Annotated in this window: 13 protein-coding genes; 9 read left to right on the forward strand and 4 right to left on the reverse strand. The window is 46.6% G+C overall.

The window, feature by feature from the left end:
• Nucleotides 1–32: 32 nt before the first annotated feature.
• From ACKI5J_RS05880 to ACKI5J_RS05890, 3 genes are all read left to right on the forward strand, one after another.
• A complete protein-coding gene (locus ACKI5J_RS05880) occupies nucleotides 33–2,462 on the forward strand; it encodes a DUF4982 domain-containing protein (protein WP_407427479.1) in 2,430 nt (809 codons plus the stop codon).
• A 195-nt stretch (nucleotides 2,463–2,657) separates the two neighbouring features.
• A complete protein-coding gene (locus ACKI5J_RS05885) occupies nucleotides 2,658–2,957 on the forward strand; it encodes an ArsR/SmtB family transcription factor (RefSeq protein ID WP_407427515.1) in 300 nt (99 codons plus the stop codon).
• An 11-nt stretch (nucleotides 2,958–2,968) separates the two neighbouring features.
• Entirely contained in the window at nucleotides 2,969–4,075 is a 1,107-nt protein-coding gene (locus ACKI5J_RS05890; RefSeq protein ID WP_407427481.1) for an NADH:flavin oxidoreductase, read from the forward strand.
• Nucleotides 4,076–4,126: 51 nt separating this feature from the next.
• On the opposite strand, the gene ACKI5J_RS05895 is transcribed toward ACKI5J_RS05890, so the two are convergent.
• Together ACKI5J_RS05895 and ACKI5J_RS05900 are read right to left on the reverse strand one after the other, a co-directional pair.
• A complete protein-coding gene (locus tag ACKI5J_RS05895; RefSeq protein ID WP_407427483.1) occupies nucleotides 4,127–4,948 on the reverse strand; it encodes a ferritin-like domain-containing protein in 822 nt (273 codons plus the stop codon).
• A 10-nt stretch (nucleotides 4,949–4,958) separates the two neighbouring features.
• Entirely contained in the window at nucleotides 4,959–5,654 is a 696-nt protein-coding gene (locus ACKI5J_RS05900) for a ferritin-like domain-containing protein (RefSeq protein WP_407427485.1), read from the reverse strand.
• 138 nt (nucleotides 5,655–5,792) lie between these two features.
• Here ACKI5J_RS05900 and ACKI5J_RS05905 point away from each other — a divergent pair, with 138 nt between their 5' ends.
• From ACKI5J_RS05905 to ACKI5J_RS05930, 6 genes are all read left to right on the forward strand, one after another.
• Nucleotides 5,793–6,341 (forward strand): RNA polymerase sigma factor, encoded by a 549-nt coding sequence (locus ACKI5J_RS05905; RefSeq protein WP_407427487.1) that lies wholly within the window; start codon nucleotides 5,793–5,795, stop codon nucleotides 6,339–6,341.
• A 1-nt stretch (nucleotide 6,342) separates the two neighbouring features.
• Nucleotides 6,343–7,155: an anti-sigma factor domain-containing protein gene (locus ACKI5J_RS05910; RefSeq protein ID WP_407427489.1), complete on the forward strand. Its 813-nt coding sequence runs from the start codon at nucleotides 6,343–6,345 to the stop codon at nucleotides 7,153–7,155.
• 141 nt (nucleotides 7,156–7,296) lie between these two features.
• The gene (locus tag ACKI5J_RS05915; RefSeq protein ID WP_407427491.1) at nucleotides 7,297–8,007 is read left to right on the forward strand and encodes a carboxypeptidase-like regulatory domain-containing protein; all 711 of its coding nucleotides are present in this window, start codon (nucleotides 7,297–7,299) and stop codon (nucleotides 8,005–8,007) included.
• 97 nt (nucleotides 8,008–8,104) lie between these two features.
• Nucleotides 8,105–11,233, forward strand: coding sequence for a glycoside hydrolase family 2 TIM barrel-domain containing protein (locus tag ACKI5J_RS05920; RefSeq protein ID WP_407427493.1), 3,129 nt, complete (start codon nucleotides 8,105–8,107; stop codon nucleotides 11,231–11,233).
• A complete protein-coding gene (locus ACKI5J_RS05925; protein ID WP_407427495.1) occupies nucleotides 11,233–13,278 on the forward strand; it encodes a DUF2264 domain-containing protein in 2,046 nt (681 codons plus the stop codon). Before ACKI5J_RS05920 ends, ACKI5J_RS05925 begins: the two co-directional genes overlap by 1 nt.
• Before the next feature lie 83 nt (nucleotides 13,279–13,361).
• Nucleotides 13,362–14,003: a DUF1801 domain-containing protein gene (locus ACKI5J_RS05930; protein WP_407427497.1), complete on the forward strand. Its 642-nt coding sequence runs from the start codon at nucleotides 13,362–13,364 to the stop codon at nucleotides 14,001–14,003.
• A gap of 88 nt (nucleotides 14,004–14,091) precedes the next feature.
• On the opposite strand, the gene ACKI5J_RS05935 is transcribed toward ACKI5J_RS05930, so the two are convergent.
• Both ACKI5J_RS05935 and ACKI5J_RS05940 read right to left on the reverse strand, forming a co-directional pair.
• Nucleotides 14,092–15,561 carry an aminoacyl-histidine dipeptidase gene (locus ACKI5J_RS05935; protein WP_407427499.1) on the reverse strand — a complete coding sequence of 490 codons (1,470 nt, stop codon included), beginning with the start codon at nucleotides 15,559–15,561 and terminating at the stop codon, nucleotides 14,092–14,094.
• 80 nt (nucleotides 15,562–15,641) lie between these two features.
• Nucleotides 15,642–17,678, reverse strand: a complete 2,037-nt coding sequence (locus tag ACKI5J_RS05940) for a M13 family metallopeptidase (protein ID WP_407427501.1) — start codon at nucleotides 17,676–17,678, stop codon at nucleotides 15,642–15,644.
• Nucleotides 17,679–17,783: the final 105 nt, after the last annotated feature.

The following is a 17,783-nucleotide window of genomic DNA, read 5'->3' on the forward strand; positions in this document are numbered from 1 at the left end:
CACAATATCCGTAAATACCTTAACTCTGTGATATGTACAAGAAGCCCTGTTTATTTTTCCTGACTCTTCTTCTAATCTCTGTTGTCGCCACTTCTCAGGTCCGCGTCGTCACTGAACTGAGCAATGGCTGGAAGTTTAAAAAAGGTCAGAACAATCAGGCTTATCAAACGGAGTTCAACGACAAGAGCTGGGAATCAGTAAGTGTTCCGCATGATTGGGCAATTTACGGACCCTTTGATAAGGAAATTGATAAGCAAATGGTAGCCATCGTACAGAATGGTGAAGAAGTTCCGACGGAGAAAACCGGTAGAACTGGCTCCCTGCCTTATATCGGCGAAGGCTGGTACAGAAATCAGTTTACTCTCCCCGATTATACTCCCGGACAAAAAGTATTGATCGTCTTTGAGGGTGCTATGAGTGAGCCGAGGGTCTATATAAATGGGAAAAAGGTGGGAGAGTGGAATTTCGGTTATAACTACTTTTATTTTGATATTACCCGGCATATCAAAGCCGGGAAAAAGAATTTGCTAGCCGTTCAGCTCTCTAACAAAGGACTGTCATCACGGTGGTACCCGGGTGCGGGCTTATACAGAAAGGTCCAGATCATAGTTAAACATGAAGAAAGTATCGACCAATGGGGGACGTACGTAACCACTCCATTTATATCAGCCGAGCTCGCTAAAGTCAATATTAAGACAAAGGTGTCGGGACAAAATGCGCGTCTGGTCACCTCAATTATAGATGCCAATGGAGATACAGTTGCAACTGACAACAGTAATACCCCTTATGGTAAAGAGTTTGACCAAAATATTGCTGTGAAAAATCCCAGGCTCTGGAGTCCGGAGACGCCTTATCTCTACAAAGCGGTTACAAAATTGTATGTAGGGAATGATCTAAAAGATGAAACGACCACCAGATTCGGGATCCGGGAGATCAGTTACACTGCGGCAAAAGGTTTCAGTCTTAATGGTGAAGTGCGAAAGTTTAAAGGCGTTTGCCTCCACCATGATCTCGGGCCTCTCGGAGCGGCAATCAATATAGCTGCTCTGCGCAGACAGCTGCGGATTCTGAAAGACATGGGCTGTGATGCGATAAGAAGTTCCCATAACATGCCTTCTATTGAGCAACTTGACCTATGCGACGAAATGGGCTTTATGTTTCTCGCCGAGTCCTTTGATGAGTGGGCGAAGCCAAAAGTCAAGAACGGATACAACCGCTTTTTTCATACAGATGCGGAAAAAGACATTGTAAATCTAGTGCATGCCACCCGAAACCACCCCTCAATTGTGATGTGGAGTTCGGGAAATGAAGTGCCCGATCAACACGGTGCTGAAGGCGTGAAGCGTGCGAAATGGTTGCAGGAGATTTTCCATCGCGAGGATCCAACTCGTCCCGTTACTGTAGGTATGGACCAGGTTAAGGCTACCATGGCATCAGGCTTCGGCGCTTTGCTGGATGTGCCTGGTTTAAACTATCGAACTCATCTTTATGAGGACGCTTTCAAATCTTTCCCCCAAGGTTTCATTCTTGGCTCCGAAACTGCTTCGACAGTCAGCTCTAGAGGCGTATATAAATTCCCTGTAGTGAAAGGTGTTGAGAAGACATATGACGATCATCAGTCATCATCTTACGATCTTGAATATTGCAGCTGGTCTAATCTTCCTGAAGATGACTTTATTCTGGAAGACGACAAGCCCTGGGTCATAGGTCAATTTGTATGGACAGGTTTTGACTATTTGGGAGAACCTACGCCGTATGACAATTTCTGGCCGTCAAGAAGTTCCTATTTTGGGATAAATGATTTGGCAGGCCTACCTAAAGATCGCTTCTATCTATATCGCAGCAAGTGGAATAAAAAGGATGAAACCCTGCATATCTTGCCTCACTGGAATTGGGAGGGAAGAGAGGGGCAGACCACCCCGGTGTTTGTTTATACCAGTTATGACAGTGCAGAGCTGTTTATCAATGGTAAGAGCATGGGGGTGCAGAAGAAAAACGACTCTACTCCCCAGAGTCGGTACCGTCTGATGTGGATGGACGTCAAGTATGAACCGGGAACGGTAAAGGTGGTTGCCTATGACAAAGAGGGCAAGCCTGCTGCCGAAAAATCGGTGGTAACCGCTGGCAAACCCACTAAGCTGGTTCTTGAAGCGGATCGTACGGAGCTCGATGCTGACGGCAGAGACATAGCCTTTGTCACGGTGTCTGTCGTAGATGAGCATGGTAATCCTTGTAGCACCGCAAACGATCAGCTGACCTTCCATGTCACCGGCAACGGAACTTATCGTGCGGCGTGTAATGGGGATGCGACTTCTTTAGAGCAGTTTCACCTCCCTGCCATGAAACTGTTTAATGGAAAGCTCGTAGTTCTTGTGCAATCGGGGAATAAAGCTGGTCCTATCAGATTATCCGTAAAGGGAAATAAGTTGAAGACGGCCGAGCTGGTTCTTAGGTCGAAATAATACAAAACGCGAGACTTCAAAAACCGCTCTTCCCAAAGAACGCATTAGCAAAAGTAGAAACCTCTAAAGAGGTGTTTTTTAGATAGACCTTCAGGGGGTAATCCTTCCAACGGACCCGTCCCGGCTAATTACATCCCTATGTCATTTCTTGAGACAAGAGCGGTATATCGGGAAATTCCGATATATCTTTGCATCATGGATCAGGTAGAGATTTTTAAAGCGCTTTCAAACAAAACCAGGTTACAGATCCTCAATTGGCTTAAGGATCCTGAGGGGAACTTCCCCGATCAGGAACAGTACGGCTTTAGTAATGGAGTATGCGTTGGCCAGATACAAAAGAAGGCCGGGCTTACTCAGTCAACTGTTTCCGAATACTTGTCAGTGCTTCAAAGGGCAGGCCTTGTGAAGTCTACACGGGCAGGGCAGTGGACCTACTACCAGCGGAACGAAGAAGCGTTCATCGCGCTGAGCCAACTCATTCAAAAGGATATTTAATTCATCAAGAAATGAAAACAGACAGTTTGTTCAGGCCTTTTAGCTTGAAATCATTACATCTTAAGAACCGTGTTGTTATGGCACCCATGACGCGTTCTTTCTCCCCTAACGGAGTTCCCACATCCGATGTAGCCAAATATTATCAGAAAAGAGCCGAAGGTGAAGTGGGCCTGATATTATCGGAAGGAACGGTCATTGAACGTCAGTCTTCTTCCAATGACCCCAACATTCCTCATTTTTATGGCGAGGCCGCCCTTAGCGGTTGGAAAAATGTCATTGATGGCGTTCATGAGGCGGGTGCTAAAATGGCACCACAGATTTGGCACATGGGCGTTATGGATCCTCATCCTTCAGGTTGGTTGCCGTCTGCGCCTTTCGAAGGACCGTCAGGCATGGGCCGCCCCGGTTTTGTAAACGGAGTCACGATGACTGAAGCAGACATTGCTGATACGATTTCCGCTTTCGGACGCGCGGCTGCCGATGCTAAACGGCTCGGCTTTGATAGCATAGAGCTTCATGGAGCACACGGCTACCTGATAGATCAATTCTTTTGGGAAGAGACTAATAAGCGCAGCGATATCTGGGGAGGGCAGACTCTTGCAGAACGATCGCGCTTTGCGGTGGAAGTAACCAAGGAGGTACGTCGGCAGGTAGGTGATGACTTTGCCCTGATTCTGCGTATTTCTCAGTTCAAACCTTCTGTGTATACCAACAAGCTCGCGAAGTCTCCTCAAGAGATAGAGGCCTGGTTAAATCCTTTGGCCGAGGCAGGTATTGATATTTTCCATTGTTCCCAGCGGCGCTTTTGGGAGCCGGAATTCGAAGGTTCGGATCTGAACTTTGCTGGCTGGGTGAAGAAAGTTACTGGTAGTGCTACGATAACCGTCGGTTCGGTAGGTTTGACCGGTGAATTTCTTGCAGCCTTCGCCGGAGAAAGCTCTCAGCCAAGTTCCCTTGACGAACTTCTTCGCCGCATGGATCGTGGAGACTTTGATCTTGTAGCAGTCGGCAGACCGTTGTTGTCAGACCCTGAATGGGTTAGAAAGATTCACGGACAACGCACAGACGAGCTGAAGGGCTTTACCAAAGAAGCCCTGACAGAATTAGTAATGGAATAGAAGGGAAGAAGCTTTGCAGCTTCTTCCCCGCAGTGTTAAGACAGCGTGTTGCTACATGACGAAAGGTCCCACTATCGCAAGTACTTGTTGTTGGGTCAAGGGTTCGTCAAATGATTCGGAAGCTGCCGCCGTCGATATGGCAAATCCGTTAATACCAGCAATTTGTACTTTTGCCTGTTGGGTGATCTCCTCACCAGCATATACGTTGTCTACCGCTGCTCCTATTGCCGACTGGTTGAGAGTAATCCACGGCTTAATGTTTGCTCCGCGCGCTTTCCTCATCTGCCGGATATGCGAGGCATGCCTTGCTTCTACAGAATGTATATTTAGCGCAGCAGTCAACACAGCTCCGTTTCCTTTCAGATTTCCCGCCTGTCCTTTATAGGCTCTCACTCCGGTATCTTCAAATGCCTGGGCAACTGCCAAAAAAGTGTCATAGTTACTGAACACATCTGCGAACGCGCCTTTAGCGGTAAAGTCAAATGAGGGTTTTGCTACAGGTGTTGCGCTCAGTGCCTTAATGGTATCCTGAAGAAACTTCACATGTGCGGCTTCATGCTGACCTATAGTGGTAATGGCGCTTCTGCCTGGTCCTGCTGGTATAAGGGCAGCGTTTTGCGTGAGCCCTTTGTCGTAAAACTCTGCCTCTAGATATTCCAATGTCAGCGCGAATTGCAGAACACCAACTACGGTACCAGCGTTCTGTCCATAGGCCCTATTAAACATGGAACCAAGCGCCAGTGGTAATGCAGACAAAGCGACTTTTGAGCCAATGTTCATAAAGCTTTTCATAGCTTTTCTACGCGGATTGATGCGATCATAGATTTCGGTATCAACCTTTTCGATTTCTTCAATAATATTTAGAATGTTCATGATGGTAGTTTTAACCTGGTAGATTCTGAATGTTTAATTCGGTAATAATATAAGCCTGCGCGATACTGAGAACTTCTCTTGGAGAACGTGATTTGTCCAGTCCCATCGCATCGACAACTGTGTTATCTGCAAAGCTGCCATTGCTGATCAAGTCGCGTATAAGTGCTGCATGCCGGGCTTCAACAGACACTATTTTACCGGCGAGCGTAAGGTAGTCCGCAGATTCGAGGTATTGTCCCGCACCATTATAAGCAGATACACCTAAATCCTCGAATGCTTTTGCCGTAGCCAGGACGCTATCTCTGCTGGAAAAGTTGACTGAACGAAAATCGACCTCCAGGGCCGGAATAGCGTCGTTCCCGATGGCCGTTTTGAATAACTCTCTGTGCGCGATTTCGTGATCCCGGATATCGGTCAGCAGTGACTTTTCATTGTCTGTCATGTTGGAATAAGGTTCCATAAGAACTTTAATATAAAATGCTGCCTCCAACTGCTCCAGAGCGTAGGCATAATTTAAAATTGCGGTATCCTTGTTTCCAAACGATACGCCTGAGTCGCTGCTGTCCTTCTTACAGCCTGCAGCAACGAGCGCGACGGTGGCCGCGCTGGCACCTGCATATTTCAAGAAGGAACGACGTTCAACCTGTTTGTCAAAGAATTGAGCTTCTTCCGGAAGCTGCCTTCCTTCATCGGGAATGATTTTCATATGTAGTAGCGTTAATTGTTAATTAATCAGACATACGGGAATTTGACAAGTCCGGATCTAAGACGGCAGTTTATTTAAAATTCGTTGCGTTTAAAACCTTCGGGGGCTTTTTGAGTTTTCAATGTTCGGATTCCCACATTGAAAAAAGCTAAAGTAGATTATACAGAGCCTCAATTGATAGATGCCATTCGCCGGAAGGAAAGGATGGCAGCAGAAGCTTTGTATGATAAGTATGCGGATACGCTTTATGGGGTCATATCCAGAATTGTTCCTGCTCAGGAGCAAGCTGAAGATCTGTTACAGGAAAGCTTTGTCAAGATCTGGAATTCCTTCGCATCTTATGATGAAAAAAAAGGCCGGCTTTTTACCTGGATGGTTAATATCGCCCGCCATCTGGCTATCGACACAGTAAGATCGAAAGAGTTCAGGAATTTGAGCAGGACGGACGCGATGGACGAAAATACAAACGCTGTTGATGAAAAAAAATATTGGGAGATACATCAGGATGGGGTTGATATCAAAGATCTGATGACCAGGCTAAGGCCGCAGGATAAGCAGATATTAGACCTCATTTACTTTAAGGGTTATACACATGTTGAAGTTTCAGACGAATTAAATTTACCTTTGGGGACAGTTAAATCCAGGTTAAGAAGTGCAATTATAACATTGAAAACATTTTTCAATTAAGGTGGAGAACATTAGGGATTATATAGAAAGTGGGATCCTGGAATTATATATTCTGGGCGATCTTCCTCAGGCGGAAAGGCTTGAGGTGGAAAGACTGCGCGCTATACATCCCGAAATAGACGCTGAGTTAAGACATATTGAGGAATCTGTTATAAGCTACTCACGCATGAACGCAGTTGCTCCCCAAGCTTCAGGTCGCACCAGGTTTCTTTTAGCTGTGGACACAATTGAAGATCAGCCGAACGTGTTTAAGATGCACTCCGGGCAAAAGAATGCGAATTTCTACAAATACGCGTTAGCTGCCTGTGTCTGTTTGCTGCTGGTGTCCCTGGTGGTAATCTTAAACCTAAACAATAAGCTTAGGGACCGTGATCAAAGGATTTTAGCCCTTCAATCTTCAAATCAAAAATTTGCGAATCAAGTTAATCTTCAGGAAAAGCAAATTAAGGATAGCAGGAAATATCTGGAGGTTTACCGTAATCCACGGCAATATCAACTGTTGACTTTGAAAGGCACAGATAAGGCTCCAAACGCTAGTATGAAAATTGCTTTCAATACTATCAGTAAGGAAGTGTCAATTGATCTGTCATCCTTGAATTTACCAGTCCTTGACGATCAGCACCAATATCAACTATGGGCAATAGTTGACGATAAACCTGTCGACCTTGGAGTCTTTGACTATGCTCAATCCCGGGATAGTCTTCTCTTGATGAAATCTGTAGCCAATGCAAAGGCTTTCGCGGTAACCCAGGAGAAAAAAGGAGGAAGTCAGGTACCCACTCTTAGTGAGATGGTAGTGATAGGAAGCATCTGATAATAATCGCATTCACACTGCAGATGAAAGTTCGCGGATGCAGGTAAGTATGTCAGGCCGGGCATGTGTCAAAGAATGTTAAATTTCCTCTTCATGGTATTCTTCTTAAGTATCTTTATACGAGCTTTAACCAGGAAGAAAATGAAGTCCGCCCTGCTTGTCGTTTTACTGTTACTCCATATAAGTGCGCTGTGGGGACAGCAGCAACTAGCAGGTTCTGTTATCGATTCTGCATTCAGTCTCCCGTTAAAGAACGTAACCGTTCAGAATCATACGCTGAACACCAAAACCTTGTCGGATGCTGAAGGGAAGTTCTCCATAGCAGCGCAGCGGGGGCACTCCATATCATTCTCCCTGTTTGCTCATCAAACTCAGACCGTCGTGCTGAATACTCTTGATCCTCTTAAAATAATCTTATCTCCAAAAGTGAATCTTCTTCAGGAAGTGGAAGTAAGACACCTCAACACTTCTCCATCAACCTGGCAAAGCCCGGCTTTTCGCGGGCAGTCTATGGTTTATACAAAAGAATACGACGACCCTTCAGCCGGTGGCGTTGTGTTTAGGGTCTGGTACTGGAAAAAGGACGAAAAGCGTAGGAACAAGCGGCTCGAAGCGGAGAGGATACGGTCCGTTGAAGGCCGTATTCGCGACATTTTCAGTCCGCTTAATATCTCACTTTACGTTCCACTCAGGGGCGAAGACCTGAATAATTTCATCTGGCATTACACTCCGTCTCCTGAGACCTTTACACACCCGAACTTTGAACTGCTGTTATACCTGAATGATAGTTACAAAAAGTTTCAGCAATTGCCTGCCAGCGATAAAAAGATTCCTGAACTCATGGGCAGATAACATATCTACCAGTTTATCCCCTTCATATTGCTATTTACCCCCCTTGCTTTCTTAAATTTAAGTGCATTTTTGTAAATTCAATTATACACCTAGATTAATGAAGACAAGCAAACCATTGCAACTTCTTGTTGTCCTATCCCTAATGATCAGCCAGGCTCTTAGCCAATCTAAAAACAACGACTGGGAAAACCCCAAGCTCATCGAGTTTAACAAAGAAAAGCCCAGAGCAACCTTTATGCTGTACGATAATGCAGCAGATGTGAAGGCAGACGTATATAGCCAATCTCCGTGGCACAAATCCTTAAATGGCACATGGAAATTTGTATACACCGATAAGTATGCAAACCGGCTAACGGATTTCTACCGTGACGATCTTAATGATAAAACCTGGGCCGATATCCCGGTTCCTTCCAATTGGGAATTGAAAGGATTTGGTATCCCGATATATACTAACATCACCTACCCGCATCCAAGGAATCCACCCTTTATAGGCGAGAACAACCCTGTAGGTACCTACAGGCGAACGTTTACAATTCCGGAAAACTGGACCGGTCGCGAGGTGCTGCTGCACTTCGCATCTATTTCCGGATACGCAGAAGTTTATGTTAACGGAAAGCGTGTTGGTATGTCGAAGGTCTCCAAATCGCCTGCTGAATTCAATATTACAAAGAACCTCCGCAAGGGAGACAATACAATAGCTGTACAGGTATTCCGTTGGCATGACGGCAGCTACCTTGAGGACCAGGATTTCTGGCGTTTGAGTGGAATAGAAAGGGATGTCTTCCTTTATGCTGTTCCAAAAGTAAGCGTCTGGGATTTCTTTGTAAAAGCGGATCTTGACAACCAGTATAAAAATGGCGTACTCACCGCTTCAGTAGATCTTAGAAAATTTGCAGGTGCGCGTACGAAAGCGACTACTGTTTCTGCCACCGTAGTGGATAAAAGTGGTAAGACGGTGTTTTCTCAGGATAAGAAGCTCGATGTAAAGTCAGAATTGAATACTGCCACTTTCAGCGGAACGATTGCTGATGTGGCAAAATGGAGTGCTGAGTCACCTGCTCTTTACGACTTTATCATCACCGCGAAAGATGAAAACGGTGCTTCGCTTGGTGTAACCGGCTCTAAGATCGGTTTTCGCAAAGTAGAGATCAAGAATGCTCAGCTGATGGTAAATGGGATGCCCATATTGGTTAAAGGCGCCAACCGTCATGAACATGACGATGTAAACGGCCGGGTTCCCAGCCGTGAACTCATGGTCAAAGATATTCAGCTCATGAAGCAGTTTAATCTCAATGCGGTACGTACGAGTCACTATCCAAACGACCCCTTATGGTACAAACTGTGCGATCAATACGGCCTTTACGTTGTCGATGAAGCGAATATAGAAACTCACGGCATGGGGGTCTCCTATGACAGGTCATTAGATAAGTCGAAGCACCCCGCTTATCTTCCAGAATGGGCACCCGCGCACATGGACCGTATTAAAAGACTGGTCGAGCGCGATAAGAACCACCCTTCTGTAATCATCTGGTCCCTTGGTAATGAATGTGGAAATGGACAGGTCTTCTTTGATGCCTACAAGTGGATTAAAGAACGTGATAATACCCGTCCGGTGCAGTTTGAACAGTCAGGCGAAGATTCCAACACCGACATCGTTTGCCCCATGTATCCCTCGATTGAATACATGAAAAGCTATGCAGCTGCAGAAAAAGAGCGCCCTTACATCATGTGCGAATACGCTCACGCTATGGGTAACAGCAGTGGAAACTTTCAGGAGTACTGGGATATCATCATGAGCAGCAAACATATGCAGGGGGGATTTATCTGGGACTGGGTGGACCAGGGTATAAAAACGACTTCGCCGGATGGAAGGGTATTCTGGGCTTATGGAGGCGATCTCGGCGGGTACCATTTGCAGAATGATGAAAACTTTTGTGCAAACGGACTTATTTCAGCCAACCGGATACCACATCCGGGCCTCTATGAAGTAAAGAAAGTCTATCAAAACATCCTTTTCAAAGATAGCGGCCTTGGGTCTGGCACCATCACTGTTCATAACCTGTTCGATTTCACAAACCTCGACCAATTTGACTTCAAATGGGAGTTGTACCGTAACGGAGAGAAGATTAAGGAAGCTCCATTCCAAGTTAGCCTGGCACCCCATCAGCAAAAAGAGGTCATGTTACAGGTTCCTTCCATTAAATCCCTTCCCGGAACGGAGTACTATCTGAACGTTTATGCCTATACCAAACAAGCTGATGAGCTTGTTCCGGCAGGTCATGAAATCGCCAGGGAGCAATTCAAGACTGGAGGTGATTATTTCCAGTCGGAATCAAAAAGCGATAATCGATTGGTGGTTTCTAAGGATAATAACACGCTTAAACTGACAGCTGGAAACGTGCTTACCGAGTTCGATACCCGTAACGGACGCATCATCCGGTTTGGCACCCAGAATAACTCCCGGACGGTTCTTCAGTTCCCGGAACCGAACTTCTGGAGAGCACCTACAGACAATGACTTTGGCAGTGGAATGCAGAACCAGCTTGGTGTGTGGAGAACAGCACATGTTAATAAAGTTGTTAAGAATGTCACAGTAGGGCAGCAGACGGCCTCTGGTATCCCTGTCAAGGTGGTGTATGAACTAACCGGTATCCATGTGCCTTATACTGTAGATTATTATTTCAGAAACGACGGTGCTATTCAGGTTACCGCTTCTATGAACATGGAAGGCAGGGAACTGCCGGAACTTCCGAGGTTTGGAATGACAATGGAGCTGCCGGCAGCACTCTCTGAACTGAGCTACTACGGAAGGGGCCCATGGGAGAACTACAGTGACCGCAAAACCTCTTCGTTTGTGGGTCTTTATAGAGACCAGGTAAAAAATCAGGCGACCTGGACTTATATCCGGCCTCAGGAAAACGGTTATAAGACAGATGTTCGTTGGTTGAGTCTGACGGACGCAACAGGAAAGGGCATACGGATCGAAGGTTTGCAGCCTATCAGTTTCAGTGCTTTGAACAATCGCACAGAGGATTTCGACCCCGGACTAACCAAGAAACAGCAACATCCTACAGATATCAAGCCGCGACAGAACGTTTTTCTGAATGTAGATCTGAAGCAACGCGGTGTCGGTGGTGATAACAGTTGGGGCGCCCTCCCTCATGCACCCTATCGCCTGCTCGATAAACAATATACCTATAGTTATATCATCAGACTGCTGGACTAATGACTTTCAAATACGCTCTCCCGCTACTTTGTGCACTATTGTCCTCATTGGGCAGCAGTGCCTTTGCTGTCAGTACTGATAGCCTGCTCAGCCTCAAAGAACAGGTTGCCGGCAAGCAGATCTTTCGCATCAATCAACCCGACTTGAAATTGAGCCCTCATACCGGTATAAGCCGGAAGCACTGGAAGGAAGCTGCACTTTACCTGTTGGGCGGAGCCTTTAATTATGTAAAGACGGCCGATGATCCGATGAAGTTTCCAAAGCAGCCCGGAAAAAGTTACCCTCAGGATGGGAAGCCAAACAGGACGGAGAACCTTGAAGGGCTATGCCGTACCATGTTCATGGCCGCTCCTCTTCTAAAAGACGACCCCTCGCTGCAGATCAATGGCATGTCTGTTGGTCAATATTACCGTCATCAACTAACCTTGCTGCTAGACCCCAACAGCCCGTCCTATATTCCACAAAGAGCTAAAAACGGTGGTCCGAGTCAGACGCTCGTAGAGTTTGGCGGACTTTCTGTTTCGCTCTTCGCTGCTCCTGAAATCTTTTGGGATCCGCTTCCAAAAACAGTCAAAGATTCGCTCGCTTCCACGATGCTCAGCTATGGCAACGGGCCAACCATCGATATGAACTGGCGATTCTTCAACATTTTCATCATGAGCTTCTTCAAAAGTCGGGGCTATGTCGTGAGCGATGCTTACCTGAAGGATCTGCTGGAGAAGACATTGGCCGATTACAAAGGCCAGGGTTGGTATACAGATAGTCCGTATTACGATTACTACAGCATGTGGGCGTTTCAGATGTATGGTACATTGTGGACTCAATACTTCGGGAAAGAGTATTATCCCGAGTACGCAGACAGGTTCATCACTAACTTTAAAGGTTTGTATGCCAGCTACCCTTATATGTTTGCCAGAAACGGCGACATGATCATGTGGGGCAGGAGTATCGCCTACCGCATGGGAGCAGCAGTTCCTTTTCCTTTGATGGGATTTACCAATGATCCTGCAATAAATTATGGTTGGATGCGCCGTATTGCTTCAGGAACGCTCCTTCAATTTGTGAGAAACCCGGAACTGCTGCAAGACGACATTCCAACTTTAGGCTTCTATGGTGCATTTGAGCCCGCCGTGCAACAATACAGTTGTCGCGGAAGTGTCTTCTGGATGGGCAAGTTCTTCCTGGGACTATTTGTTCCGGAAACAAGCGCTTTCTGGACAGCAGAGGAAAATGAGGGAGCCTGGGAGACGGAACTGAGGAAAGGCGAGGTCTGCAACAAGTTTGCAGAAGGTTCCAATATCCTCATTACAGATTATCCGAATATTGGCGCTGCCGAGATCAGAGCATGGTGCTATAGCAAAACTCAGGGATATTATCAGGGAACGGAGAACTATAACCGCTTATCCTACAACAGCGCCTTCCCATGGCAAGCCGATGGGCCGAACGGTGAAGTCGCCATGAATTACGTGGTCAAAAATAAAGAAGGTAAGTGGGAAGCATTCCGGATGTTCAACTTTAAAAAGTATGAAGAGGGAACTTATTACAGGGACGCGGTGCTTGCTTCTGACGAGCACGTTAAGATGAATCTCGCCGATATCACGCTGCCAAACGGCATATTGCGTGTAGACAGGAATATCAGCACTGTTCCTGCGGAGCTTAGGCTTGGTCATTACGCTTTGCCCGTCTTGAACGGTCCAGTTAAAACCCGGACACTGAAGGTGAAGGGCTTTAATGTGCAAATTATGGATAATGGCGTGTACCAGCTGGCTGTAGTACCCCTAAAAGGTTGGCAGAAGCAAGAAATTGTGAAGACCGGAGGACTGCATCCAGAAGCAGAAAATAGCGTAGTGATAAACGTATCGGACAGGTATGTGCCTCAAGAAAGACAAGAAGGTGTTTATGCCGCACTGATGCTGTGGAAAAAGTCAGGTGAGTCCTGGAGTAACGATGAGCTAGTGCCAGTTAAACAGCTGAAATATTCTTCAGCCACCAATCAGGTCAGCATCACATGGCTAAACGGGGAAAGGAAAGTTGTATCTTTTTAGCTCACCGCGTGGCAGTAACTTCCAACAGAAATTCCTATATTGAGGTTAACAAGCCGAAGTAATACCTGAACCCGGAAAAAGAAATGGAAGCCAGCTTCAATGATACAGAGTCTTATATTAACAGCTTTCCTGAGGATGTAAGGCTGATTCTACAACAGCTTAGGTCGGCCATAAAGGAAGCTGCCCCCGAAGCAGAGGAAACGATCAAATATGCCATGCCAACTTATGTTCAATATGGTAATGTTGTTCACTTTGCTGCTTACAAGAACCATATCGGATTTTACGCCACACCGACAGGGCACGCCGCATTCGAGAAAGAACTCTCCGCATACAAGAGTGGGAAAGGTTCCGTGCAGTTCCCAATAGATCAGCCTGTCCCTCTGGATGTAGTTAAGGAGATTGTCCGGTTCCGGGTATTGGAAAACAAAGAGAAATCAAAGAAAAAGAAAACGCTGCGAACCTGCAAAAATGGTCACCAATATCATAAAAGTAGCGACTGCCCGGTTTGCCCGGTCTGTGAAAAAGAGCCTGCGCGACGCGAAAACTTTCTTTCTTTGTTGGGTGCCCCGGCCAGGCGAGCGCTGGAGGGTAAAGGCATAATAAACGAAGAAACCCTGTCACAATACAAAGAAAAGGAGATCTTACAATTGCATGGGTTGGGAAGGTCTTCCCTGCCTGTTCTGAGGGAGGCGCTTTCAAAGAAAGGGCTTAGCTTCAATGAATAGCTAACGATTAACCCGAAGGCTGTTAATCCCTCTCCCCAAAAGCAGACAGAGTCAGCATCAGGGGAGGGGGAAATTACCAGTCACATCTCTACCGCGCCTTGGCAGGTATATGAGCCAGGACCTCCAGCAAAAACTTCCAGAACTTCTGCACGGAGCTTATCGAAACTCTTTCAGCAGGAGAATGCGCTCCGAGGATTGTGGGTCCGAAAGAGATCATATCCATATTCGGATAATTCCTTCCCAGGATGCCGCATTCCAGCCCGGCATGACAAGCAACAACATCCGGCTTCGCGTTATTCTGCTTTTCATATACATGAGTGAGTAGCTTCAGGATCTCAGAGCTTGGGTTAGGTGCCCAACCCGGGTATGAACCCGAAAACTCAACATCGCAACCCATCAGTTCAAAGGCAGCACGCAACGCGTTGGCCAGATCAAACTTCGAGGTTTCTACAGAGGAGCGGGTCAAACATTGAATGCTGATACTTCCTTTTTCAACGGAGACCCGTGCTATGTTGTTCGAAGTCTCGACGAGGTTGTCCAACGCTGCACTCATCTTGTAAACGCCGTTATGCGCTGCATAAAGTGCCTGAATCAACGCTTTTTGTTCAGCAACGGGCATTACGGAAGGCGGAACTGCATCCTGCTTAGCCGCTGTAATAGCCAGTGAAGGTTCGATGCTGCGGTACTCAAACTTGATATCGTCCACCGCCATTTGCAAGCATTGGAGGAACGCTGCTTCTTTATCCGAAGCGACGACTACCTGCGCAACACTCTCCCGCGGAATGGCGTTACGTAAGCTGCCGCCCTGCAGGTTGGATAAACGCAACCCGGCATGCATCTCAGCTTGAAATAAGAGCCTGTTCATAATCTTATTGGCATTGCCAAGCCCTTTGTGAATGTCCATCCCTGAATGACCACCCTGCAATCCCCTGACAGTGATCAAATAGGGTATTCCGGTTTCCGGAGCGGGCTCCTCTGTATATGTTTTAGTGGCTGTTACATCAATTCCACCTGCACAGCCGATGTCAATTTCATGGTCTTGTTCCGTATCCAGGTTAAGTAATATTTCCCCCTGGAGTATACCTCTCTTCAGTCCCATCGCGCCCGTCATCCCTGTTTCTTCATCTACCGTGAAAAGCGCTTCAATCGCAGGGTGAGCAATCTCCTTAGATGCAAGGATAGCCATGGTAGCTGCCACGCCGATGCCATTATCAGCGCCCAGTGTAGTGCCTTCAGCACGTACCCAGTCGCCATCAACCAGCATCTTGATTCCCTGTGTTGAAAAATCAAACTCCGTATCATTATTCTTCTGATGAACCATGTCCAGATGAGACTGCATTACCACCGTCATGGCATTTTCCAAACCATTTGTCGCAGGCTTTCTGATGATGATATTCCCGGTTTCGTCTTTGTAAGCATCCAGGGAAAGCCCGGCGGCGAAGTCCATCATAAAAGCAACAACCTGGTCTTCTTTCTTAGAAGCACGTGGTACGGCATTAAGTGCATCAAAATTGGTCCACAGCTCACGAGGTTCAAGCTGTGCTATATCATTATTCATACGCTTATCAGATAATTGTCATGTAAGTTCCAAGTTTAAAAAGAAAAAGGCTGCCGGGATTCGCGGCAGCCTTTTTCCGTTTACCAGATGCGGATACGCTCTTCTGGTTTTTTATACAGCTTGTCGCCAGGCTGCACATTGAATGCTTCATACCATGCATCCATATTTACAGGAGCACCAATAGTGCGGTATTGTCCCGGAGAATGTGGATCTGTCAGAATAAACTGAGCAGCAGTTTCCGGAAGAATGTTGCCTCTCCAAACCTGCGCCCATGAGAGGAAGAAACGCTGATCGGGAGTGAACCCGTCGATCTTCTCGTTTGACTGTCCCTGTTTGGTCATTTTGAAGGCTTCGTAAGCCGCATTCAAGCCACCCAGGTCACCAATGTTTTCGCCCATTGTAAACTTACCGTTCACATGCAGGGTGTCGAGTACCGTGTATTGGTCGAATTGCTCCCCTAATGCCTTCGTCTTTTCTTTAAACCTCGCAAGATCATCCTCAGTCCACCAGTTGCGAAGGCTTCCGTCTTTGTCATATTGACTGCCTGAGTCGTCAAACCCGTGAGACATCTCGTGTCCAATTACCGCACCGATGCCGCCATAATTCACCGCGTCATCCGCATTCGGGTCAAAGAACGGGAACTGTAAGATTCCGGCAGGAAATACGATTTCGTTCATAACCGGACTATAGTATGCATTTACCGTCGGAGCAGTCATTCCCCAACGGGTGCGATCAACCGGCTTACCCAATTGACCTACCATATCGTTATAGGCCCAGGTATCAGCATTGCGAACGTTCTGGAAGAATGTCGCTGAAGTGATATCCAGTCCGTCGTAGTTCTTCCACTTATCGGGATATCCAATCTTGGGTCTGAAAGCATGGAGTTTGGCCAGTGCTTTTTCCTTAGTTACATCGCTCATCCAATCCAGGTTCTTGATACGGATTTCGAATGCTTTTCTCAGGTTCTCCACGAGGACCTGCATCCTGGCTTTCGCCTCTGGTTTGAAATACGTTTTCACATACAGCTGGCCAAGCAGGTCGCCAATGGAGTTGTCGGTCAGAGACGACATCCTTTGCCATCTTGGGGTCTGCACACGCTGACCAGACAGGACCTGATTGTACTCAAATTGCGCAGCTACAAAAGGAGAGCTCAGGTATGAAGCTGAATTCTTCAGCACATTCCATTTAAGATAGACCTTCAGGTCATTTACCGGAGTTTGTTTTAGTGTACCGTTCAGAGCAGTAAAGAATGACGGAACACCCACCAGAATGGTATCCTGTCCGTTCACCCTCAGCTTGCTTAACATGGAACGCCAGTTAAAAGTGGGGGTGCTTTTGCTGAATTCAGAAATAGCAAACTTATTGTATGTTTTGTGCGGGTCACGGAGCTCGACGCGACTCAGCTGGCTTGCAGCAAGTGTCTTTTCAAAATTAAACACGATATCAGCATTCCGCTTTGCTTCTGCCTCTGTAGAACCGGTCAGCCTGAAAAGCTTCGTCATGTAGGTTTTATAGGCTTCCTGGATCTTCAGACTTCTTGCGTCAGACTTTAGATAATAGTCGCGGTCAGGAAGTGAAGTTCCGCCCTGCGAAAGCTGCGGTACCATGTTGTTGACATTTTTGCGATCCTGACCCACGTAGAAGCTGAAGAAAGGCGATGCAAGTCCGCTCGTGCGAAGCACTGCTGCTTCGTTTAAGATACCGCTGAGGTCTTTGATCGAACTAACACGGGCAAGATCTTTTTCAATGGGCGTATAGCCAAGCTTCTCGATAGTCAGACTATCCATAGCCGCTGTATAAAAGTCGCCTACCCGCTTTTCAGCAGATCCCGCCGGTGCATTCTTATTTGCCGCAGCCTCTTCGATTATGTTCTTGACGGCATTGATATTGAAGTCGCGTAAGACGTTGAAGCTGCCCCAGCGCGTTTCCTTGGCAGGAACCGGATTGTTTTTAATCCAGGTACCGCTGGCATACTCGTAGAAATCGTCACCGGGTTTTACTGAAAGATCCATATTGGCAGGATCAATGAATTTAGCCTGAGTAGCTTGTTGAGCCTGAGCCTGAAGTTGTAATGCAACCAGGCCAGGTAGAATGAAGTGAAGGTATTTACTTTTCATGAATGATTATAACGCAATTCTATATGAGAATATGATGCAAAACTATCGATTTTACTTTTCAAAAGTGAATATCTCCATATAACAAGGTTAACATTGCTGTCAGAA

Source organism: Arcticibacter sp. (genome assembly GCF_045629565.1).
Classification (GTDB): Bacteria; Bacteroidota; Bacteroidia; order Sphingobacteriales; family Sphingobacteriaceae; genus Arcticibacter.